Here is a 23,932-nt window from a genome sequence, read left to right on the forward strand (position 1 = left end):
ATGGCTTTTTAATAAGTAATTAAAACGCTTCTAGCAATGATTTTCTAATTTATTTGATGACTAAAAAAGGCCGGTGAATAAGTTGCTTCACCAGCCTTTTTCTAAGAGATTTTTCTTTTATAACATATCAAATAATGATAATTGGTTTTCATCTGGCAAGTCTTTTAAGACACCATTTTCATTCATGTATTCAATTAACGTTTTAGAAACTTTGCCTCGTGTTGCCAAATCTTCTTTCGATAAGAACGGTTGCTCTTCTCGCGCAGCAACAATGGCTTTCGCTACGTTGAGGCCTAAACTTGGCACTGCTCGGAAAGGTGCAATCAAGGTATCCCCTTCAATCACAAAATTTTCAGCATCTGATTTGTACAAATCAATCATGCCAAATTTATAGCCCCGTTCCAACATTTCATTACATAATTCTAAAACCGTTAATAAGTTTTTCTCTTTAGTGGAGGCGTCCATCCCTTTGTCCGTAATTTCTTTCATTCGTGCTTTCACAGCTTCTTTCCCTTGTGACATTGCCACTAAGTCGAAGTCATCCGCCCGAACGGAGAAAAACGCACAGTAATATAAGATTGGGAAATAAACTTTAAAGTAAGCGACCCGCAACGCCATTAATACGTATGCTGCCGCATGGGCTTTCGGGAACATATATTTAATTTTAGAACAAGAATCAATATACCAGTCAGGGACGTTGTTTTCTTTCATCGCATTTAAATACGTATCCCGTAGTTCATCAGGAATCTTATTCCATTGTCCTTTACGTACCGTTTCCATAATCTTAAAGGCCATCCCACTGTCCAAACCAGCATGAATTAAATAAACCATGATATCATCCCGACAACCAATTACTTCAGCAAGATTGGCTTCGCCACGACGAATCAATTCTTCTGCATTCCCTAGCCACACATCGGTTCCGTGAGACAGTCCAGAAATTTGAAGTAATTCTGCAAAAGTTGATGGATGGGTCTGTTCTAACATACCTCGAACGAAACGTGTCCCAAATTCAGGAATTCCTAAAGTTCCTGTTTTAGAATAAATTTGCTCTGCATCCACACCTAGAACATCAGGTCCTTCAAAAATACGCATCACTTCTGGATCGTCTGTTGGGATGGTTTTTGGCTCAATCCCAGATAAATCTTGTAACATCCGAATCACGGTCGGATCATCATGTCCTAGAATATCAAGTTTTAAAATATTATCGTGAATGGAATGGAAATCAAAGTGCGTCGTTTTCCATTCTGCCTCTTGATCATCTGCAGGGTATTGGATTGGCGTAAAGTCATAAACATCCATGTAATCAGGAATTACAATAATACCGCCGGGATGCTGCCCAGTCGTCCGTTTAACCCCTGTTGAACCTTTGGCTAAGCGATCAATTTCAGCACCACGCAAATGTAAATTATGATCTCTTTCATATCCTTTAACAAAGCCATACGCTGTTTTGTCGGCTACTGTACCAATGGTTCCTGCCCGGTAAACATATTCTTCACCAAAAAGAACTTTCGTGTAGTTATGGGCTTCGGCTTGATAATCGCCAGAAAAGTTCAAATCGATATCGGGAACTTTGTCGCCATGGAATCCTAAGAACGTTTCAAAAGGAATGTCGTGACCATCTTTAAACAATCGAGCGCCACATTTTGGACAGGCTTTTTCAGGCATATCAAACCCTGAACCATAGGAACCATCTTCATAGAACTCAGAATATTGACACTCAGGACAATAATAATGTGGCGCTAAAGGATTTACTTCAGTAATCCCTGTCATTGTCGCAACAAAACTAGAACCGACAGAGCCCCGTGAACCGACTAAATAGCCGTCTTCATTACTTTTATGCACCAGTTTTTGAGAAATTAAATAAATAACCGAGAAACCATTCCCGTTAATCGAATTCAGTTCCTTTTCTAACCGTTTTTCGACAATTTCTGGTAAAGGATCGCCATACAATTCGCGCGCACGATTGTAGCTTAAATCAGTGATCTCTTGTTCAGACCCAGGAATTTTTGGCGTATACAAATCGTCTTTTACTGGAATAACTTCTTCACATAAATCAGCGACTTTGTTGGGATTTTCTACTACAATTCGCTTAGCGACGTCTTGTCCTAAAAATTGAAATTCCGTTAACATTTCATCGGTGGTTCGGAAATGAACCTTTGGTAAACTATGGCGATTTAACGGATTAGCGCCACCCATAGACCCGACTAAAATTTTCCGATAGATGGCATCTTCTTCATTTAAATAATGAACATTTCCAGTGGCGACAACCAGCTTGCCAAGTTCGTCACCGATTTTCACTAGATTACTAATAATTTCTTCTAAATCTGCTTCATTTTTCACCAATTCTTGTTCAATTAATGGCGCGTAAACTGGTTTGGGCATAACTTCAATATAATCGTAGAATTTGGCACGATTTTTTGCTTCTTCGACACCTTTTTGCATCATTGCTTCAAAAATTTCGCCGTTTGAACATGCGGAACCGATTAAAAGTCCTTCTCTTAACTTCGATAATTGCGAACGAGGAATCCGTGGTACTCGGAAAAAATAATCTACATTGGACATCGAAATCAATTTAAAAAGATTTTTTAATCCTGCTTGAGTTGTTGCTAAAATCGTTGCATGGAAAGGTCGAGCTCGTTTGTATGAATCACCTTCGCCAATATGACGATTCAAATCATCATGGAAATGCATATCATGATTCTCTTTCGCTTCTTTTAAGAAAATCCAGCACAAATGACCTGTTGATTCCGAGTCATAGATGGCGCGGTGATGTTGTTCTAAGTTGACGCCAAATTTTTTCGATAAGGTATTTAGACGATGGCTTTTGAAATGTGGATACAAGAATCTGGATAATTCTAATGTATCGATGACGGGATTAGCCGCTTCAGGTATTCCATGTTTGCCATAACTTGTATTTAAGAACCCCATATCAAAAGAAGCGTTGTGGGCCACTAAAATAGTTCCTTCTGAAAACTCTTTAAACATGCGTAAAACTTCTTCTTCGGACTTTGAGCCGCGCACCATTTCATCTGTAATCCCAGTTAAATTGATCGTCGTTTGAGATAATGGATGGCCAGGATCAATAAACTGCTCAAAAGTCTCAATGACATTTCCTTTGTGCATTTTGACTGCGGCCAATTCAATAATGGTATCATAAACAGCGGAAAGCCCCGTTGTTTCCACGTCAAAGACCACATAGGTAGCATCTGTTAATTCAATATGTTCTTCGTTGTAAGCAATAGGTACACCATCATCAACAATATTGGCTTCCACGCCGTATAAAATTTTAACGCCTGCTTTTTTACCTGCAGCATGGGCATCAGGAAACGCTTGGGCGCCGCCATGATCCGTAATTGCGATGGCCTTGTGCCCCCATTTCCCCGCTTGCGCCACCAAGTCACCGACTTTATTGGTCGCATCCATTGTACTCATGTTACTATGCATGTGTAATTCTACACGTTTTTCACCTTCTGGCGCGTAGTCTTTTCTTGGCGCATGGGCGACTTCCATCAAATCTTGAGCATTCATGACTAAATCACGCATGAAGGTATCTTCTTGTACACTACCACGAACACGAATCCAACTTTGTGGTTGAATCGCATCAAAAACTTGTTCATCTTTTTCCCCATTCGAAAATTTCTTCACCACGAAAGAGGAAGTATAATCAGTTATTTTCAAAATTAAAATTTTTCGTTTAGAACGCAATTCACGCACTTCTTTATCAAAAATAAAGCCTTCAATCGTTATCCGACGTTCTTCTTCCAGTATATTTCCCATTGGCATAATGGGTTCATCATTGGGAATATTCCGACCTAAACGAATTGGACCATCAAACGCAGGCGCTTGTTGTTGTTTTTCTTTTTTCATTTGTTCATGTTTAACAAGCGATTCAGCAGCTTGTTGTTGAAAGGCTGCGGCTTGTTCTAATTTTTGCTCTTCAAACTTTTTCAGCACTTCTGCAGCTTGCTGTTGATCCATTTTTGGTTCAATATGAAATTTAGGAAACCCGTAAGAGAAATAAAGTTCCTCAATAATTGGTAAATATTGTTGCTTCAAATAAGGAATAACTGCTTCATTATCAACAGGTAAGATAATTTTCCGATCTTCAAATTGTGGTGTCTGTGTTTTTAAGACTTTCTGAACTAACGGCGTATTGCATTGACTATTTAACAAGGCCAATTGCCAATAATCCGTTAATTGTTCCTCTGTAAATGTTGTCTGATTTGTGGTTATTTGAACGGAAACCTGCGCAATTTGTTGAAAAGCTAGTTCCAATTGTTGCATAAATGTTTGATATAGCATCACTGGCATCAATTCATCAAAACTTAAATGAAATTCCCATAAGCGACTTTGTTGGTGAACAATGACCTTGTCAATCCGGCCATTTTGAATTAAGGGATGTTCTTTCGCAGTGTCATCTAACTGAATTTGCGTCATCAGTTTATCAAATAAATCGCGTGCTTTTTCTGTCACAAAATGAACCTCCTTCTATCATTGAAAAAAGGCCCTCAGACAAATCTGTCAAGTGCCTTTTTTCGGTTTCTCTGCATTCGCTTCTCTATTAAGTATACTCGTTTTTTGTAAAAAAACAATCTTGTTTCTTTTCTAAAAAGAGCTAAGAAGAGCTTGAAGCAAAAATCACTTTAGATTTTTGCTTCAAGCTTAAACGCTGATAAGTGGCGGAAACAGTTTATCCTAATCATTCTGTCCGCCCTTTTCATTATTATTCCACTTCTGATGTTGTGTTCATCAAAATAGAAAGTGTACTTTCTAATTCTTCTTTGCGTACTTCCAACATTTCACCAGTACGTTTGATTTTGACTTCTACCACACCATCGACTGCTTTTTTCCCGACTGTGATACGGATTGGACAACCAATTAAATCAGCATCAGCAAATTTTACGCCTGCGCGCTCGTTGCGGTCATCAACTAATACTTCGTAGCCCGCTTCGGTCATCATTGCTTCAACTTCTTGTGATAGTTTTGTTTGGTACTCATCTTTCACATTCATTTGGACCACGTGTAAATCAAATGGCGCAATTCCTGTTGGCCAATTAATACCACGCTCGTCTGCATTTTGTTCAACGATTGCTGAAAGTAAACGACTAACGCCGATGCCATAGCAACCCATGATCACTGATTTTTCACGACCGTTTTCATCTAAAACTGTTGCGCCCATAGCATCACTGTAACGCGTTCCTAATTTAAAGATGTGACCAATTTCGATTCCTTTGGTAAAGGCTAAGACACCATTGCCATCAGGAGAAGGATCGCCTTCTTGAACAAAGCGTAAATCTTCGTAACTAATTGGTTGGAAATCACGATCTGGATTTACATTTGTCAAATGATAGCCATCTTCGTTAGCTCCAACAATGGCGTTGGCTAAATCTTGAACAGCTAAATCTGCATAAATTTTAACATCTTCGGAAACATTGACTGGACCAATTGAACCAAAGCCAGCTCCTAAGACACGGCGAGCATCTTCTTCTGTTGCTTCATCTAGGAAATCAGCGCCTAAGAAGTTTTTCAATTTGACATCATTGACATCATGATCGCCACGAACCAAGACCATTACTGGCTCTTCATCGGCAATAAATAGTACTGATTTAATAATTCGTTGTGGCTCAACTTCAAAGAAGTTTGCCACTTCGGCAATTGTACCCACTTCTGGTGTTGCAATTTTTTCTAAATCTAATTGTGTTTCATGTGATTTTTTCGGCGTATAAAGACTTGTTGCCATTTCTAAATTGGCAGCATAATCACTTTCTGTTGAATAACAAATAGTATCTTCCCCAATTTCAGAAATCGCCATAAATTCTTTAGAATCTTTACCACCCATGGCACCACCGTCCCCAATAATGGCACGGAATTCTAGTCCACAGCGTTCAAAAATGCGTGAGTAAGCTTTTTCGTAATCACGGTATGATTGATCTAAACTAGCTTCATCGGCATGGAAAGAATAGCCATCTTTCATGATAAATTCACGGCCTCTTAATAAGCCAGAACGAGGGCGTTTTTCATCACGATATTTTGTTTGAATTTGGTATAAATTCAAAGGTAATCGTTTGTAAGAATTGATTTCATCACGAATTAATTCTGTGAAGGTTTCTTCATGCGTTGGGCCTAAGATATAGTCACGGTCATTGCGATCTTTTAAGCGATACAAGTTAGGTCCATAAGTTTCATAACGGCCTGATTCTTTCCAAAGTTCTGCTGGTAATAACGCAGGCATTAACATTTCAACTGCATCAATTTTCTCAAATTCTTCTCGCATAATCGTTTTTAATTTTTCTAAAACACGATTGGCTAAAGGTAAATAAGAATAGATCCCTGCAGCGACTTGACGAATATAGCCTGCGCGCAACAGAATTTGATGACTTAAGACTTCTGCATCATTTGGTACTTCTCTTAACGTTGGAATTAACATTTTTGACTGTTTCATTAAAACTCTCCTCTATTTTAAAATCAACTATTTTTGATTTCTTTACACACTTTTTTACTTAAGCTTTCTCCTTAAAAGAAAAAGCGTTGAATATCGTTCCAAGTAACTAACACCATTAACACCATGACAAACCCAAAGCCAATTAACGTAATGATGCCTTCTTTTTCAGGACTAATTGGTTTTCCACGTACACCTTCAATAATGTTTAAGACAATTTTCCCGCCATCTAAAGCTGGGATCGGCAACAAATTAATAATCCCTAAGTTCATTGACAACATGGCCATTAAGAATACAACTGTACTTACTCCAGCATTGGATGCTTCTTCCGATAATTTAAACATCATGACTGGCCCACCTAGTTTGTTTAAACTAAAGCCTGTGAATAGTGAGCCGAGTGCTTTAAAAATCTGTGTCGTACTATTTAAAGTATCCTGAATACCGCCCATCAATTTTGACGGTAAATCGGTTTTCATATAAGGATAAACGCCGACTTTACCAATTGTTTGTTTTTCCACTTTTTGTTTTTCTGGTGTCACTGTTAGTTGCTCTTCTTTGCCGTTACGCTCAACTACGAACGTTAACGGCTTTTCGGGGTTCTTCTGCACAATGGTTGTAAAATCTTCGTATTTTTTGATTTTTTGATTATTAATCGATAAGACTTTATCGTTTTCTTTCAACCCAGCTTCTGCGGCTGGGCCATTAGGAATCACTTGTCCAATTTGATTCGTGTTTAAATCAGTAACGCCTCCTTGTAGAAAGACCGCTAACGTAAACAGAATAAACCCTAAGATAAAGTTATTCATGGGTCCCGCAAAGTTCGTTAAAATGCGTTGCGATAATTTCGCTGATTGAAATTGAACGTCAAGTGGCGCAATCCGCACCTCGGTTCCATCACTTTCAATAATCGTTGCATCATGGTCAACTTTATAAACGGTTTCTTCTTCCTCGTTTCCATTGACATAGCCCTTGATGAATAATTCTTTTTCAAGATCAAAATCAACGACTTCCATCGGAATACTATGAGGTAATTGTACTTTTTTACTTGTATTAATTTTAACCACATTACCCACGGCATTTAACTCAACAGATAGAGGCATACCTGGTGTGATTTCTGTCATGTCTTCGCCCATCCCAGCCATTCGCACATAGCCACCAATTGGCAATAAGCGAATCGTATAAGTGGTGCCATCTTTTCCACGATGCGCAAAAATCTTTGGTCCCATTCCGATTGCAAACTCACGAACTAAAATACCCGCTCGTTTTGCAAAATAAAAGTGGCCAAATTCATGTACGAGGACAAGAATACCGAAGACAATAATGAATGTGATAATTGTTTTCATAGATGTCCTTCTTCCTTCATTCACTGACGTTCAGTGCTTTTTATTATTACATGGGAAAGTCTCGTAAAACTTGCTCTGTTCCCTTCCCGATAAACCAGTGCAACTGTTTACTGAGAACAGTCGCCACTGTTAGTGAACAAATCTTTCCTTATGTAAGACAAGTTTTATTTTAGCATATTCACTCATAAATAACCATTGGACTTGACCACTTCGCCTAGATATTTTGTGTTTTTTTAGAAAACTCTATAAATGAGAGGAATTGATTACTACGACCAGTATTTATTTTAAAGACCTTCAACAATAGTAGCTAACTTTAGACCATAAACTTTTCCGACAGTTTGTCGTATTTTATCAACACGCTGATTGACATGTGCTACCATGAAAGTATTAATAGTAATTTTAGGGGGAATGAATCAATGTATGGAGAATTACATGGTAAAGTAGCCGTTGTCACTGGTGCAGCTACGGGTTTAGGATTATTTATTACTCTGCGTTATATCTTAGAGGGCATGAATGTTGTTGCTGACTATGTCGGTGAGCTGCCTAAAGAATTTGAAGATGTCCAAGCCAAGCACGCAGATCGCGTAAAATTCGTGAAGGCTGATGTCTCTAATGAAGAAGATATTAAAGCGTTAGCTGAAACCGCTTTAAAAGAGTTTGGTCATGTTGACATTTGGGTAAATAACGCCGGTGTGGAGGCTTCTTTTCCGACAATTGATATGCCATTAAAAGAATGGCAACGTGTCATTGATGTCAATTTAAACGGTGTCTTTTTGGGTTCTAGAGAGGCACTCCGAATATTTAGAGATCAAAAAATCAAAGGTTCAATCATTAATATGTCCTCCGTACACCAAAGAATTCCTTGGCCAACGTTCGCCCACTATGCGGCAAGTAAAGGCGCAACCGAAATGTTCACGAAAACAATCGCTTTGGAATATGCGGAATATGGTATTCGTGCCAACTGTATTGCACCTGGAGCGATTAACACACCTATTAATGCTGAAAAATTTTCCGATCCCGAACAGTTAAAACAAACAACGAGCATGGTTCCTATGGGCATTATTGGTAAACCAAATCAAGTAGCTGCTGCGGCCGCTTGGTTAGCTTCTGATGAATCCTCATACGTAACTGGAACAACACTCTTTGTAGATGGCGGGATGTCTCTATACCCTTCGTTCCAACACGGAGCTGGTTAAAAAGTAATCTGCAACAAAAATTCATAGAGAATTTTTGTTGCAGATTTTGTACTATCACACACAAAATCTATTCAGGAGGCTTACCATGAAACTAGTCAAAAATGTTCTTTTAATTTTAATTGGTTTAGTTATTATCGGGATTGGCGCATCCACTTTAAGAGTGGCAGGTTTAGGAGTTGATCCTTTCACTGCTATGAATATCGGACTTTCTTCGATGTTTGGTATGCAATTAGGTATTTTTCAAATTATTGTCAATGCGTTTATTCTATTCTATGTCTATTTAAAAAACAAAAAAGCCATTGGTCTGGGAACTATTTTAAATATGCTTTTAGTAGGGATTTTGATTCAACAGATTTCTACTTGGCTTCAACCTTACGCCGATAGTTTAGGAGGCTCAACAATTGGCAAACTACTTTCTTTATTCGTCGGAGTCCTGATTTTTACATTTGGCTGCGCCTTATACATGGCTACAGATCAGGGCGAGTCCCCCTATGATGCGATTGCGCCAACCATCTGTCAACAAATCAACAAACCTTACGCTTCTGTTCGAAAAGCACAAGATTTGTTGGTCCTATTAATTGGCTTTATTGCTGGTGGTCCAATTGGGATTGGTACAATTATTTGTGCATTTGGTGCTGGCCCACTCATTAGTTTCTGGAACAAGTTACTTCAACCTTTAGTAAAATAATTTTTTAACTAAAATATAAGAAAAAGCGATGACTCCATAGAGATTTTCTTCTCGAGTCATCGCTTTTTTATTTGTGCTTCTTTGAAGAAGCATGATTAGTATGTTTCTTGTTTGGCTTTCCGTTGTTGTTTTAGTTGATTATTTGTTGGTAGAGTGAAAAACTAGCCGACAGAGCCTTCCATCTCATAACTAATCAACCGATTCAACTCAACCGCATATTCCATCGGTAATTCTTTCGTAAATGGTTCAACAAAGCCCATAACAATCATTTCTGTCGCTTCGGCTTCAGATAAGCCGCGACTCATTAGATAATATAATTGTTCTTCAGAAATTTTTGAAACTTTGGCTTCGTGTTCTAAGGACACTTGGCTGTTATGGATTTCGTTAAACGGAATCGTATCTGATTTTGATTTTTCGTCCATGATAATCGTGTCGCATTCGATGTGGGAAATCGAGCCTGCGCTGTCTTTGCCAAAAGTAACTTGGCCACGGTAGTTAACCTCGCCGCCGTCTTTAGCAATTGATTTTGAAACAATTGAGCTAGAGGTATTCGGCGCATTGTGAATCATTTTGGCCCCAGTATCTTGGATTTGGTTAGCGCCAGCAAAGGCAATCGATAACATCGTGCCACGGGCACCTTTGCCATCTAAGTAAACGCTTGGGTATTTCATGGTTGTTTTAGCTCCTAGGTTCCCATCAATCCATTCGACAGTGGCACCTTCGTAAGCTTTAGCACGTTTGGTTACTAAGTTGTAGACGTTATCTGACCAGTTTTGAATAGTGGTATAACGACAATAAGCATCTTTTCTTGTAAAAATTTCTACGATGGCCGCATGCAAGCTGTTACTTGAATACGTGGGTGCCGTACATCCTTCAACATAGTGAACGCTGGCCCCTTCATCGACAATAATCAAGGTCCGTTCAAATTGGCCGGTATTTTCAGCGTTGATTCGGAAATATGTTTGTAATGGTACATCAACTCGAACGCCTTTTGGTACATAAATAAAGGTTCCACCTGACCAAACAGCTGAGTTTAAAGCGGCCAGTTTATTATCTGTTGGCGGCACAAGTTTTGAAAAATACTCTTTGAATAGGTCAGGATATTCTTTTAAAGCAGAGTCAGTATCTGTAAAAATGATGCCTAATTTTTCAAATTCTTCTTTCATGTTGTGGTAAACAACTTCTGATTCATATTGAGCAGAAGCCCCAGCTAGATAAGCACGCTCAGCTTCGGGAATCCCAATTTTTTCAAAGGTTTCTTTGATTTTATCAGGTACATCATCCCAATCGCGTGCGGGTTTGTCACTCGGTTTTTGGTAATATTTAATTTTACTAAAGTCAATATCTGACAGGTCTGGACCCCATTCTTGCATGGGCATTTTATTGAATTGTTCTAACGATTTTAAACGGAAGTCAAGCATCCATTCTGGTTCGCCTTTCACGCGAGAAATTTCGCGAACGACGTCTTCGGTTAGGCCGTCTCCGGTACTAAAGACTGGTTCCACATCGTCGTGAAAGCCAAATTTATATTCTTCTAATTCAGGTACTGTACTCAATTCGTCGTCACCCTTTCTTTATTTTTCACAATGTAAATGACCGGCTTCGCCTTGGCCGTTATTAGCAACAGCCTGCTCTAAGGCTTTCCAAGCCAGGGTTGCACATTTAATCCGAGCTGGAAATTTAGCTACGCCGCTTAACATTGCTGCATCGCCTAATTTTTCATCTTCGGCCACTTCATTTCCTTGAACAAGTTGAGAGAAATCCTCTGCTAAGGCCGTTGCTTCGGCGATTGTTTTTCCTAAGACCGCATCAGTCATCATACTAGCACTTGCTGTACTGATTGAACAGCCACTTCCTTGAAAGGCGATATCTTTAATCACACCGTCTTCAATGGCCACATCCAGTTCAATCACATCTCCACAAGTAGGATTATTCAGTTCAATTGTTTGGCTAGACGCATCTAGCGTTCCGTGGTGATGTGGGTGGCTAGAATGGTCCAAAATGACTTGGCGATATAAGTTATCTAATTTAGAAAGTGCCATGCTGGAAAAACTCCTTTGTCGCTTTAATCGCTTCAACTAAGCGATCTGCGTCTTCTTTGGTATTGTATAAATAAAAACTTGCCCGTGCGGTTGCTGGCACGCTCAAATAGTTTAATAACGGTTGCGCGCAATGGTGACCCGCTCTGACAGCGACCCCTTCCATATCTAACGCCGTAGCCACATCATGTGGATGTAAACCTTCAATATTAAAAGCAATCACACCTGTGTGGTCTTTTGGATTCTGTGGACCATAAATCGTCAAGCCCTCGATAGCTTGCAACTTCGGCAAAACATAGTGAACAAGGGCTGCTTCATGTTGATGAATGGCCTCTAAACCAATTTCTGTTAAATAATCAATGGCGGCACCTAAGGCAATTGCCCCAGCAATATTAGGTGTGCCAGCTTCAAATTTCCATGGAAGCTCTTTCCAAGTACTTTCTTGAAGATGAACAAAGTCAATCATTTCGCCACCAAATTCCACAGGTTCCATTTGTTCCAATAAATGACGTTTGCCATAAAGGATACCAATTCCAGTTGGTCCACACATTTTGTGACCACTAAATGCATAAAAATCAGCATCGATGGCTTGAACGTCCACAGGCATATGAGGAACTGCTTGCGCGCCGTCTACCACCATCACAGCGCCATTTTGATGAGCTAATTGTGTTAATTCTTCGATTGGATTAATGACCCCTAACACATTTGAAACATGAGCAATCGAAACAATTTTCGTTTTTTCTGTAATTTGTTGACGTGCACTTGCCATGTCTAAAAAGCCGTCTTCAGTGACGTCTATATACTTCAAAATGGCTCCTGTACGTTGGGCTAATTGTTGCCAGGGAATAATGTTTGAATGATGTTCCATGTAAGATATGACGATTTCATCCCCGGCTGTAACTGCCAAGTCACCATAACTTTTGGCAATCCAATTCAAACTGGTTGTTGTTCCTCGTGTAAATAAAACTTCCGCTGTTTCTTTGGCATGGATAAATTGGCGAACCTTTTCGCGGGAGGCCTCATAGTCCTTCGTTGCTCGTTCGGCTAACGTGTGCACCCCACGATGAACATTGGCATTATCGGTTTCATAATAATGTCGTAAAACATCTAACACCGCCGTTGGTTTTTGGGTTGTCGCAGCATTGTCTAAATAAACTAGCGGTTCATCATTAACTTCTTGAAACAAAATAGGAAACGATTGACGAATGGTTGCTGCATCCATCATGCGTTTAACTTCCCTTCAATTACTTCTACAAATTCATTTTGTACTTCTTTAACTGGAATTGCTGTAATGACAGAACCTAGGAAGCCACGAATCACCAAACGTTCCGCTTCTTCTTTACGCAAGCCGCGGCTCATTAAATAATACATTTCTTCTGGATCTACTCGACCAACGCTGGCTGCGTGTCCGGCAGTCACTTCATTTTCATCAATTAAAAGAATTGGATTGGCATCACCACGAGCTTTATCAGACAGCATTAAAACACGACTTTCTTGCTGTGCGTCGGCTCCTTTTGCTCCTTTTAAAATGTGGCCAATTCCGTTAAACGTTAAAGTACCACGTTCACGAATAACTCCATGTTGTAAAATATGACCAATTGAATGTGGCGCTTTGTTTGTCACTCGTGTGTCGATGCCTTGTGTTTGTTTACCTGCACTAATTGCAACAACTTTAACTTCTGAATGAGCGCCTTCGCCAACTAAATCAGAATCAAAATCAGCCACAACATCGCCATCATTCATGACGCCTAGAGCCCAATCAACAGAGGCATCCCGCATAATATAGCCACGACGATTCATATAAGTCGTTACAGTTTGCCCTAATTGATCCACGGCTGAGTATTTAACTTTTGCGCCATCTTTCGCAATCACTTCCACAACGATATTTCCAGAAGCTTTCTCTGCGTGATGACCAGTTGATTGAAAACGTTCTAAATAACTGAATTCACTATGATTATCTGCAACGATTAAAACATGTTTAAAGAAAGGTTGGTTGCTATCTGAATCCTGAATAAACAAAGATTCAATGGGCTCTTCAATCACTACGTTTTTAGGAACGTATAAGAAAACGCCACTATTCATGAAAGCTGCATGAGCTGCTGTCAGCTTATCTTCTTCTGGTAATACAGCTTTAGTCATATAGTATTCTTTAACTAATTCTGGGTGCTCTTGTAAAGCAGTAAAAATGTCTGTAAAAATTACCCCTTGTTCCGCTAATGAGGCTGGCAATTGCTCAAAAGCATGAAAAGATCCTTGTTGAACAATTAAAGGATTGTCTTTCATTTGATCAAAACTTGCGACATTTCCTTCAGAAGGCACATAACTTTCCATGTGAACATTTAATAAAGGCCAACGATGAAATTTCACACGATCAATATGTGGTAACTCACTTTCGTCAGCGTTTCTTAAAGCCGTTGTTCGCAATTCAGTCATCCAAGCTGGTTCTTCATGTTCTAGTGAAAAAGCGGTGACTTCGTCAAGATAATCCATTAGATTTACTTTTTTCATTTATCTTGTCCTCCTTACGCTTCTTCTTTGTAATCAATACCTAATTCTTGGCTGATACCAGCATAGCCTTCTGTTTCTAAACGTTTTGCCAAATCAGCCCCACCGGTTTTCACAACGCGGCCTTCCATCATGATATGAACAACATCTGGCGTGATATAGTTCAATAAGCGTTGATAATGGGTAATAATTAACGCACCAAAGTTCTCGCCGCGCATTTCATTAACCCCTTTAGAAACTACTTTTAACGCATCGATATCTAAGCCTGAATCAATTTCATCTAAAATGGCAAACGTTGGCTCTAACATCAATAATTGTAAAATTTCATTTCGTTTTTTCTCGCCGCCAGAAAAACCTTCGTTTAAGTAACGCTCAGCCATTTCTTCAGGCATATTTAATAATTCCATTTTGCTATCTAATTTTTTTAAGAACTGCATAACTGACATTTTGTTGTCTTCGTCACGTTTTGCATTGATTGCTGCACGCATGAATTCAGCATTGGTAATCCCTGGAATTTCACTTGGGTATTGCATTGCTAAGAATAAGCCTAAGCGAGCGCGTTCGTCTACTTCTAAATCTAAAACGTTGACGCCGTCAAACAGAATTTCTCCTTCTGTGACTTCGTAGTTAGGATTTCCCATAATTGCTGCTGATAAAGTAGATTTACCAGTTCCATTAGGTCCCATAATTGCATGGATTTCTCCAGTATTAATTGTTAAATCGACCCCTTTTAGAATCTTTTTATCTTCAATTGATACGTGTAAATTTTTGATTTCTAACACAGACATGTACAATTCCCTCCAACTTGTTTTAATCGTTTTTCCGTTCTCACTCATTTTAGCCTAATTGAGAATGAATCGCAAATTACAATTGCTAAAAATAACAACTCTTATCATCAAATTTTAGGATTCAATTTGTGAAGGAAAATTTTAAAAGGCTGATATTTCAAAGTTTCTCTATATTTTTAAGTGATCGTCCCTACACAAAGAAAAATATTCTGGTAGAATAAAAAAATTTATTCAAGAAAGCGTTTTCTTAAATAATTACTTTAGAATGACTTTCGCAAAGAGAGCCTTGAGATACGCCTTCCTCATCTATACAAAAAAATCCAGAGCATTTGCTTCTCTGGATTCAATAATTTTTATTAGTGATTGGTTTTATACTTCTAAAAGTTCTTGTTCTTTTTCAGCAGTAATCGCATCGATATTTTTGATGCTATCATCTGTTAATTTTTGAACATCTTTTTCAAATGAACGTAATTCATCTTCGGTGATGTCGCCATTTTTTTGAGCTTTTTTCAACTCATCCATTGCATCACGACGAACGTTACGGACAGCAACTTTTGAGTTTTCCGCTTCTTTTTTCACGTCTTTGGCTAATTCTTTCCGACGTTCTTCCGTTAATTGTGGAATCACTAAACGGATGACATTTCCATCATTGGTTGGGCTAATGCCGATATCACTCATTTGAATAGCTTTTTCAATGTCAGCGATAGAATTTTTGTCAAACGGTGTAATCATTAATACACGTGCTTCTGGGATATTGATACTTGCTAATTGGTTAACTGGTGTTGGTGCACCATAATATTCTACTTGAATACGGTCTAATAGACTTGCGTTCGCACGACCAGCACGAATTTGACCTAATTCACGGCGTAAGCTTTCTTCCGCTTTTGTCATTTTTTCTTTGGCTGTTGCTAAAACTTCTTTAGACATTCTTTATTTCCCCCTTACAGTTGTTCCGATATTTTCACCAAGGATGGCACGACGGATATTTCCTGCTTCATTTAGGTTAAAGACAACTAAAGGAATATCGTTATCCATACTTAATGAGCTTGCTGTTGAATCCATTACTTGTAGCCCTTTAGAAATAACATCTAAATGTGTTAGTTCTTCAAATTTTGTCGCTGTTTCATCCACACGTGGATCCGCAGAATAAACACCATCAACATTGTTCTTCGCCATTAAGATGACGTCCGCATCTACTTCTGCAGCTCGTAACGCAGCCGTTGTATCTGTCGAGAAGTAAGGATTTCCTGTTCCTCCGGCAAAAATAACAACGCGGCCTTTTTCTAAATGACGTTCTGCACGACGACGAATGTATGGTTCTGCAATTTGACGCATTTCAATTGATGTTTGAACACGTGTAGGCACACCAAGATTTTCTAATGTATCTTGCAATGCTAAGGCATTCATCACAGTAGCTAACATGCCCATATAATCAGCTTGTGCACGTTCCATGCCCATTTGAGCACCAATTTGTCCACGCCAAATGTTTCCGCCGCCAACCACGATGGCCATTTCGATACCTAATTCATGGACCTCTTTAATTTCTTGGACGATTTCTTTAATGACTGGTGGTTTAATGCCAAAACCGTCTTCTCCGGCTAGCGCTTCTCCACTTAACTTTAATACGACACGTTGATACTTAGGTTTAACCATCATAATTCCCTCCAAGATTCTCTAAAAATCATTCAATTCCTCATTTAGATGACTTTTCACCAAAATGATTTTTTAGACCAAGCAGTGCGATCCACTGGTTTTGCCTAAAAAAAGGGAGCGCATATCAAAGTTATGCGTTCCCAAATGGCTGAAAGACTGCCTTGAATCAAGCAGTAATCAATTTATGCAGCTTCCTTTGGGGATCGCTGTCTGTTTAGATACTTATGATTCACGGCTTTTCAACCGAGCGTTTGATGCTCTTAGTTTTTCATTTGGCTCATTACTTCATCCGCAAAGTTATCTTCACGTTTTTCGATACCTTCGCCAACTTCAAAACGTACGAATGATTTTACTTCGCCGCCTTTAGAAGCAACAAATTTTTCGACAGTCATATCTGGATCTTTAACAAATGGTTGGTCAACCAAAGCGATTTCTGCTTTGAATTTTTGTAGACGACCAACAACCATTTTTTCAACGATATTTGCTGGTTTACCTTCGTTTAATGCTTGTTCAGTTAACACAGCTTTTTCGTGTTCTAATTCTTCTTGAGGAATTTGAGATTCGTTGACATAGCGAGGGTTGATTGCCGCGATGTGCATAGCAACATCTTTCGCTACTTCTTCGTCAGTTGTGCCATCGATAACTGTTAATACAGCAATACGGCCACCCATGTGTAAGTAAGCGCCAAATGCAGCATTGTCAGCTTTTTCGACAACTTCAAAACGACGGAAGCTGATTTTTTCACCGATAACAGTTGTTGCTTCGATTAAATCAGATTCGATTGTGCCTTTTTCAGTTTTAATAGCCATTGCTTCTTCCATCGTAGCTGGTTTGTTTTCAGCAACTTTAGTCGCAATATCTTTAACTAAATCTTGGAACATTTCGTTTTTAGAAACGAAGTCAGTTTCTGAGTTTACTTCAACGATTGCTGCAACGTTACCTACAGTTGCTACGTTTGCTAAACCTTCAGCCGCAATGCGGTCATTTTTCTTCGCTGCTTTAGCCATACCATTTTCACGTAAAAAGTCTACGGCTTTTTCCATGTCGCCTTCTACTTTTACTAATGCTTTTTTAGCGTCCATCATTCCAACGCCAGTCATATCGCGTAATTCTTTTACCATTTTAGCTGTAACGTCTGCCATTATTTGTGTCCTCCTCGGATATTATCAATTCTTTTTAAAAAAGCTATCTCAAAGGAGAATCAGGCTTTTTGTCGCCTAGCCTTTGAGACAGCTCCGTAATCATTATTATTCAGCTGATTCGTTATTTCCTTCAACAACATCAACGATTTCTTCGATTGAAGTTGCTTCTGGTGTTTCTTCAACGAATAACTCTTCAGTTGCTTGGTCTTCCCCTTGGTTACCTTCGATGAAAGCGTCAGCCATTTTAGCAGTGATTAATTTCACAGCGCGGATTGCATCATCATTTGAAGGGATTACAACATCGATCTCATCAGGATCACAGTTTGTATCAACCATTGCAACGATTGGAATGTTTAATTTGTGTGCTTCTTGAACAGCAATGCGTTCTTTACGTGGGTCAACGATGTACATTACATCTGGAATTCTTGGCATATCAGCGATACCACCTAAGAATTTTTCTAAACGTTCACGTTCTTTGTTTAAACCAGCAACTTCTTTCTTAGGTAAAACTTCGAAAGTGCCGTCTTCTTCCATTGCATTGATTTTTTTCAAGCGAGCAATACGTTTTTGGATTGTATCCCAGTTAGTTAACGTACCACCTAACCAACGATGGTTTACATAGTATTGACCAGCGCGGATTGCTTCATCTTTGATTGCTTCTTGTGCTTGTTTTTTAGTTCCTACGAATAAAGCAACGCCGCCTTCTTCTGCAACGTTTTTCATGTAATCGTAAGCTGCATCTACTAATTTCACTGTTTTTTGTAAATCAATGATGTAGATACCGTTTCTTTCTGTGAAGATATATTTCTTCATTTTTGGGTTCCAGCGACGAGTTTGGTGACCAAAGTGTACGCCGGCTTCTAGTAATTGTTTCATAGAAATTACTGCCATGTTGTGTTTCCTCCAGTTTGGTTTTTATTTTCCTCTTCTTTTCGTCAACTCCTTGAAGAACTACCGTAGTAGCACCACTTCGCAGATGGAAAAGAATGTGGATTTCGTGTGTGAAAATCACACCTTTAACAGTATAAGATATTTTCAGAAAAATAGCAAGCCTTAAAACTAGAAATGTCGCTCCTACTGCGCTTGCCAAACAAGATGACATTCTTCGTTTCCTGTTTCATCGATGGTTCGCTTTTGTTGGACAAAGCCTTGTTTTTGATAAAAGGCGTACGCTGCTTGATTTTCCCTGTAAACAGCCAAAGATAAGATGTCCTGTTCTTCTTTTGCTACTTGCAGTAATTTCTGACCGATGCCCTTCCCTTGAAACACTTTTTTTATAAAAATTCCTGCGATATAGTTATCCATTAAGCCTAAAAACCCAATTATCTGACCCTCTTCTTCTGCTAAGATCAGTGTTGCTTTTGGTAACGCAGCGCGGACAAATGCCTTATTTTCTTGCCAATAAGTTGGTGCGACAAATGGATGAGCTTCTAGGTTCGTTTGCAGCCAAATAGTCATAATGGTTTCTAATTCTTTTTCTGTTAACTGGGTTGTCTTTTTGATAGTCAGCATTTTTTGACACTCGTTTCTGTTATTGATTATTTTCAAAATAAAACATTAACACGCCCGCTGCGATAGCGACATTCAATGATTCTGCTTGACCTTTCATTGGAATATAAAGATTTTTCGTGGTTTCTGCTAACAATTCTGGCGAAACCCCGCTACCTTCATTGCCTAAAATCAACGCATAATTTTCCACTGCCTCTTGTTCATAATAAGCAATCGCAGCTTCATTTAATTCTGTACCGAAAACTGGTAGTCCTTGCTTCTTGAATGCCTGAACCACTTCAGTCAACTCTCGTTGGAGAACCGGCAAATGATAGTGGCTTCCCTGCATTGAGCGCAACACTTTTGTATTGTAAATATCTGCTGTGCCCTTACCTAAAATCACGCCTGCTAAACCTGCTGCATCAGCTGTGCGAATCATCGTACCAACATTACCAGGGTCTTGGATATTATCTAAAAGTAACCAACCACCTTTAAAAGAAAGCGACTGCTCTTGTTGCGTTTCCAAGGTGACAATTGCCAAAATTCCTTGTGAAGTTGGCAGCTCCGACAAGCTATTTAAAACCTCATCACTAACAAAAATTAATTTTTCTGTTTCTTGTTCAGCTAACCAAGTTCCCCATTCTTGTTGACCTCTTTGGTTAAACAAAATCCACTGGACATCGGCATTGGCCTTCACAGCTTCTTCAACTAAATGAAATCCTTCTATTATATATTGGTTCAGTTCTTCTCGGTACTTCTTTTTGTGTAATTTTTTCCATTCTTTTAATTGGTTATTTTTCGTTGATGTAATTTCTTTCATAAGTCACCTCGCCTTTGTATTATAGCATGCTTCTAGCTTGCTTGGATACTTGCTAGAACCAAGAAAAATCGCTATCATAAAGAAAAAAGCAAAGGAAGTGTCTCTCATGGAAAAACTAAGAATGAATGTACAAGGACGTGTCCAAGGTGTTGGCTTCCGCTACATGACAAAAATGGTGGCAGATCAATTAGGTGTCACTGGTTCGGTGAAGAACGAAGACGACGGGTCCGTTTCAATCACAGCAATTGCACCTGAAGACATAATGGAAACATTTATCAAAAAAATCAAAGATTCCCCCAGTCCAGCGGGACGTGTAACGTATGTTGATATTCAAGAAGACCCTTTGTTAGAAGAAACGGAACAATTTAAAGTGATTCAATAAACTTACTTTCTAACGATTGATTTCTTTGGGAAGAAGCCTTGAACAGCAAGTAGTTCCTGCTTTTTATTGATTTTTGTAAGAGCTTCTTTTCGATTTTGATTGAAAAAGAGCGCTGTTTCAAGTATAGTTAACCATGTAAAAATTTTTTAGAAAAGGACCGAATTACATGCGTAAATTAAACCGATGGCTTTACGGCTCTGGCTTACTATTTTTAGTAATGTTTTTATCAGGCTGTGTGAAAACAGGAGCAGATGGACAACCAACTGGTGAAGGTTTTGTCTATAACTTCCTTGTTTTACCGATGAGTAATGCAATTACTTATCTTGTCGATAACTTTAATTGGAACTATGGTTGGGCGATTATTTTTATCACCATTATTGTACGGATCATTATTTTACCGTTAGGCTTACATCAATCGAAAAAAAGCTTTATCCAAACGGAAAAAATGCAAGCAATCAAACCCCAAGTGGATGTTGCACAAGCAAAAATGAAACAAGCAAGTACGCGTGAAGAACAAATGGCCGCACAAGCAGAACTACAAAAGATTTATAAAGAAAACAATGTGAGTATGGTTGGCGGAATTGGTTGTTTGCCTTTATTAATTCAAATGCCTATTTTCTCTTCTCTGTTCTTTGCTGCTCGTTATACAAAAGGTATTGCCACGGCAAGCTTCTTAGGAATGAATTTAGGGCAACCAAATATGATTTTAGTGGCATTAGCTGGTTTAGCCTATTTAGCTCAAGGTTATATTTCAATGATTGGTATTCCTGAAGAACAAAAGAAAACAATGAAATCAATGCTGATTGTTTCACCATTAATGATTGTTTTCATGTCCTTTAGCTCACCTGCAGGCGTAGCGCTTTACTGGGTAGTTGGTGGTATTTTCACATGTATTCAATCTGCCATCACAAATATCCTCTTACGTCCAAGAATTAAAAAACAAGTACAAGAAGAATTGAAAAATAACCCACCAAAACAAGTGGTTACTCCTATTAAGGATGTGACACCAAAAGAAACAAACAAAGTAACGCAAAAAACGAACCAACCAAAAGCAAACGGCAATAAAGGTCGTAATGCTGGAAAACAAAAACGTAAATAAAAAAAGGATCGCCTCTAAACGGCGATCCTTTTTTTACTTCAATTCTTTCCCAGTCATCTCTTCAATAGTTCGAATAGACTTTGGACCAAAGCCATGCAACGAAAGTAACGCTTTTCGGCCTCGTGCGTAGAGTTCATCCACACTGTCGATTTTTTCATTCGTTAGCGCACGAACAGCTGGCTTTGATAATTGTGTTAAAATTTGTTCAAACGTTGTTTCTAGCATGCTGTCGGTTCCTCCTTAGCGGTCGAAAAACAGCGCTTTTTATTTTACAATTAATAAATCTAAGCTAGCAATTGATAACGCCATTTTAGCAATTTGCATTAATTGTTTTAATCGGTTTTGTTTGACTTTTTCATCCTCAACCATAACCATCGTTTCATTGAAGTACGCATCAATTAACGGACGTAGATTTACTAGTGCTTCATAGTTTTCTGCAATCGTGCGTGTCGCAAATGCTTCAGATAAATCGTTAACTGCTTGATACAGTTCTTTTTCTGCCTTATTTTCAAACAGACTTGGATCAATCCCTTCTTCAGTATCACCTAAAAGTTCTTGACCTTTTTTCGCTAAATTAATAACACGCGTTAAGGCTTCCATTGATGGTTTAAAATCTTGATCTTCAAAACGGCTTTTTAAAATATTCGCTGAAGCAAATAATTTCGATAAATCGGCTTGCTCAGCAGACACCACTGCATCGATAATGTCATGGCGAACATTTTTCGTCATTAATAATTGACGTAAGCGAGCTTTCACAAATTCAACGACTTCTGCTTGTCCTTCGTTTAGTAAAACGCCATATTTCTCAACATCTTGATTCACTGCTTCATCAACTTCTGTTTGTAATTGAACTAATGGGAAGGTCCAGCCTTTATCTTCAATAATTCGGATAACGCCATAGGTTTGACGACGAAGTGCATAAGGATCGTTAGAACCTGTTGGAATCATACCAACTGAGAAGAATGAAAAGACGCTGTCAAGCTTATCGGCTAAGGCTAAAACAGCCCCGATTGCTGTTTCTGGCAATTCACCTTCACTGGAAGTTGGTAGATAATGTTCTCGAATCGCCGTTGCTACGGCTGGTTTTTCGCCTTGTAATAAGGCATATTTTTCTCCCATAATTCCTTGTAATTCTGGGAATTCACCAACCATATTTGTTACTAAGTCAAATTTATAAATTTCAGAGGCACGTTTTAAATCTTCCAATTCCTCCTCAGATAAGCCAACTTTTCGACCAATGATTTGTGCAATTAAAGCAACCCGTTGCATTTTTTCATAAATTGAGCCAATCTTTTCATGGAAAGTCACATTTTTTAGTTTTTCAACACATGCTTCAATCGTTAATTTTTTATCTTCATTGTAAAAGAATTCTGCATCTTCTAAACGAGCAATTAACACTTTTTCATTTCCTTTAATCACGTTTTCAAGGTGAACATTATCCCCATTGCGAACAGCGATAAAATGCGGCATTAATAAGCCTTGGTCGTTACGAACTTCAAAGTAACGTTGGTGTTCTTTCATAGAAGTCACTAATACTTCATCTGGAACAGATAAATATTTTTCATCAAAACTGCCTACAAATGCAGTTGGATATTCCACTAAATTCGTAACTTCTTCCAATAACTCTTCATCTAAAGCTAACTGCCAATTTTTTTCTGCAGCGAGAGCGTTCGCTTGATCAACAATCATTTGTTTCCGTTCATTCGGTTGAACCACTACAAATTGTTCTTTTAATTTTGCTTCATATTCATTAGCATGTTGGAACGTCACATCGTCTCCCAAGAAACGGTGGCCACGAGAAGTTTGCCCTGTTGTCACGTCTAACACTTTGAAAGGAATTACTTCATCATCAAGTAGTGCCACAATCCAGTGAATTGGACGAATATATTCGAAATCATAGTTTGCCCAGTGCATTGTTACCGGGAAAGTTAGACTTGTAATCACGTCATTTAATTTTGTTAATACCTCTTTGGCACTTTGGCCTTTGGTAAACTTCGTCACATAGACATATTCGACACCATTTAATTCTTTGAAAACAATGTCCTCAGTTGTGACTCCTTGGCCGCGTACAAAACCTTGTGCAGCTTTTGACCAATTTCCTTCAGCATCTAAAGCAATCTTTTTCGCTGGACCCTTTACTTCTTCTTCAACATCTGCTTGTTTTTCAGGAATCGCAGTTACTTTCACGGCTAAGCGACGAGGTGTGGCAAAGGATTGCACTGTTTCATAGTCTAAATGATGTTCATCTAAAAATTTGATTACTTTTTCTTCAAGTTGGATACGGCTTGGTGTGACAACATGTGCGGGCATTTCTTCTAAGCCAATTTCTAATAATAAATCTTTTGCCATG

At 38.7% G+C, this 23,932-nt stretch carries 20 protein-coding genes; 4 read left to right on the top strand and 16 right to left on the bottom strand.

Translation table 11 applies throughout. From position 1 onward, the window contains the following. Positions 1-117: 117 nt before the first annotated feature. The 3 genes from IGJ46_RS08970 to rseP all read right to left on the bottom strand — a co-directional run bounded on the left by IGJ46_RS08970 (position 118) and on the right by rseP (position 7,782). Entirely contained in the window at positions 118-4,473 is a 4,356-nt protein-coding gene (locus IGJ46_RS08970; protein ID WP_002381593.1) for a PolC-type DNA polymerase III, read from the bottom strand. Positions 4,474-4,723: 250 nt separating this feature from the next. After that, positions 4,724-6,442 (bottom strand): proline--tRNA ligase, encoded by a 1,719-nt coding sequence (locus IGJ46_RS08975; protein WP_002359769.1) that lies wholly within the window; start codon positions 6,440-6,442, stop codon positions 4,724-4,726. A gap of 71 nt (positions 6,443-6,513) precedes the next feature. Beyond that, entirely contained in the window at positions 6,514-7,782 is a 1,269-nt protein-coding gene (gene rseP, locus IGJ46_RS08980; RefSeq protein ID WP_002362168.1) for an RIP metalloprotease RseP, read from the bottom strand. A 416-nt stretch (positions 7,783-8,198) separates the two neighbouring features. On the opposite strand from rseP, the gene IGJ46_RS08985 reads away from it, so the two are divergent. After that, a complete protein-coding gene (locus tag IGJ46_RS08985; RefSeq protein ID WP_002359767.1) occupies positions 8,199-8,978 on the top strand; it encodes an SDR family oxidoreductase in 780 nt (259 codons plus the stop codon). 85 nt (positions 8,979-9,063) lie between these two features. Beyond that, positions 9,064-9,666 (top strand): YczE/YyaS/YitT family protein, encoded by a 603-nt coding sequence (locus IGJ46_RS08990; protein WP_002393123.1) that lies wholly within the window; start codon positions 9,064-9,066, stop codon positions 9,664-9,666. 161 nt (positions 9,667-9,827) lie between these two features. Here the strand turns inward: IGJ46_RS08990 and sufB are convergent, their stop codons facing one another. The 11 genes from sufB to IGJ46_RS09045 form a co-directional block, all read right to left on the bottom strand. Beyond that, positions 9,828-11,222, bottom strand: a complete 1,395-nt coding sequence (gene sufB / locus IGJ46_RS08995) for a Fe-S cluster assembly protein SufB (protein ID WP_002356769.1) — start codon at positions 11,220-11,222, stop codon at positions 9,828-9,830. 18 nt (positions 11,223-11,240) lie between these two features. Next, on the bottom strand, positions 11,241-11,708 hold the full coding sequence (sufU, locus tag IGJ46_RS09000) for a Fe-S cluster assembly sulfur transfer protein SufU (protein ID WP_002356768.1): 468 nt from the start codon (positions 11,706-11,708) through the stop codon (positions 11,241-11,243). Further along, on the bottom strand, positions 11,695-12,930 hold the full coding sequence (locus tag IGJ46_RS09005) for a cysteine desulfurase (RefSeq protein ID WP_305733579.1): 1,236 nt from the start codon (positions 12,928-12,930) through the stop codon (positions 11,695-11,697). Before IGJ46_RS09005 ends, sufU begins: the two co-directional genes overlap by 14 nt. Next, the gene (gene sufD / locus IGJ46_RS09010; protein WP_002364433.1) at positions 12,927-14,213 is read right to left on the bottom strand and encodes a Fe-S cluster assembly protein SufD; all 1,287 of its coding nucleotides are present in this window, start codon (positions 14,211-14,213) and stop codon (positions 12,927-12,929) included. The genes IGJ46_RS09005 and sufD overlap by 4 nt, the downstream gene beginning before the upstream one ends. 14 nt (positions 14,214-14,227) lie before the next feature. Next, entirely contained in the window at positions 14,228-14,998 is a 771-nt protein-coding gene (gene sufC / locus IGJ46_RS09015; protein ID WP_002356763.1) for a Fe-S cluster assembly ATPase SufC, read from the bottom strand. 369 nt (positions 14,999-15,367) lie between these two features. Beyond that, positions 15,368-15,925 carry a ribosome recycling factor gene (gene frr / locus IGJ46_RS09020; RefSeq protein ID WP_002356762.1) on the bottom strand — a complete coding sequence of 186 codons (558 nt, stop codon included), beginning with the start codon at positions 15,923-15,925 and terminating at the stop codon, positions 15,368-15,370. Between the two features lie 3 nt (positions 15,926-15,928). Further along, complete coding sequence (gene pyrH / locus IGJ46_RS09025) at positions 15,929-16,651, bottom strand: UMP kinase (protein ID WP_002356761.1); 723 nt, start codon at positions 16,649-16,651, stop codon at positions 15,929-15,931. Between the two features lie 260 nt (positions 16,652-16,911). Next, the gene (gene tsf / locus IGJ46_RS09030; RefSeq protein ID WP_002356760.1) at positions 16,912-17,793 is read right to left on the bottom strand and encodes a translation elongation factor Ts; all 882 of its coding nucleotides are present in this window, start codon (positions 17,791-17,793) and stop codon (positions 16,912-16,914) included. Positions 17,794-17,898: 105 nt separating this feature from the next. Next, a complete protein-coding gene (gene rpsB, locus IGJ46_RS09035; protein WP_002356759.1) occupies positions 17,899-18,684 on the bottom strand; it encodes a 30S ribosomal protein S2 in 786 nt (261 codons plus the stop codon). A gap of 183 nt (positions 18,685-18,867) precedes the next feature. Continuing rightward, positions 18,868-19,305, bottom strand: a complete 438-nt coding sequence (locus tag IGJ46_RS09040; protein WP_002378544.1) for a GNAT family N-acetyltransferase — start codon at positions 19,303-19,305, stop codon at positions 18,868-18,870. Between the two features lie 19 nt (positions 19,306-19,324). Further along, positions 19,325-20,101, bottom strand: a complete 777-nt coding sequence (locus IGJ46_RS09045; RefSeq protein WP_002356757.1) for a TrmH family RNA methyltransferase — start codon at positions 20,099-20,101, stop codon at positions 19,325-19,327. Between the two features lie 106 nt (positions 20,102-20,207). On the opposite strand from IGJ46_RS09045, the gene IGJ46_RS09050 reads away from it, so the two are divergent. Together IGJ46_RS09050 and yidC are read left to right on the top strand one after the other, a co-directional pair. Continuing rightward, the gene (locus IGJ46_RS09050) at positions 20,208-20,483 is read left to right on the top strand and encodes an acylphosphatase (RefSeq protein ID WP_002356756.1); all 276 of its coding nucleotides are present in this window, start codon (positions 20,208-20,210) and stop codon (positions 20,481-20,483) included. Positions 20,484-20,649: 166 nt separating this feature from the next. Next, on the top strand, positions 20,650-21,582 hold the full coding sequence (gene yidC / locus IGJ46_RS09055; RefSeq protein WP_002356755.1) for a membrane protein insertase YidC: 933 nt from the start codon (positions 20,650-20,652) through the stop codon (positions 21,580-21,582). Positions 21,583-21,615: 33 nt separating this feature from the next. Here yidC and IGJ46_RS09060 read toward each other — a convergent pair whose 3' ends face one another. Together IGJ46_RS09060 and glyS are read right to left on the bottom strand one after the other, a co-directional pair. Continuing rightward, entirely contained in the window at positions 21,616-21,807 is a 192-nt protein-coding gene (locus IGJ46_RS09060; RefSeq protein WP_002356753.1) for a DNA-directed RNA polymerase subunit alpha C-terminal domain-containing protein, read from the bottom strand. 39 nt (positions 21,808-21,846) lie between these two features. Next, the gene (gene glyS / locus IGJ46_RS09065; protein WP_002370425.1) at positions 21,847-23,931 is read right to left on the bottom strand and encodes a glycine--tRNA ligase subunit beta; all 2,085 of its coding nucleotides are present in this window, start codon (positions 23,929-23,931) and stop codon (positions 21,847-21,849) included. Position 23,932 lies beyond the last annotated feature (1 nt).

It is taken from the genome of Enterococcus sp. AZ120 (assembly GCF_050546165.1).
In the GTDB taxonomy this organism is placed as follows: domain Bacteria; phylum Bacillota; class Bacilli; order Lactobacillales; family Enterococcaceae; genus Enterococcus; species Enterococcus faecalis.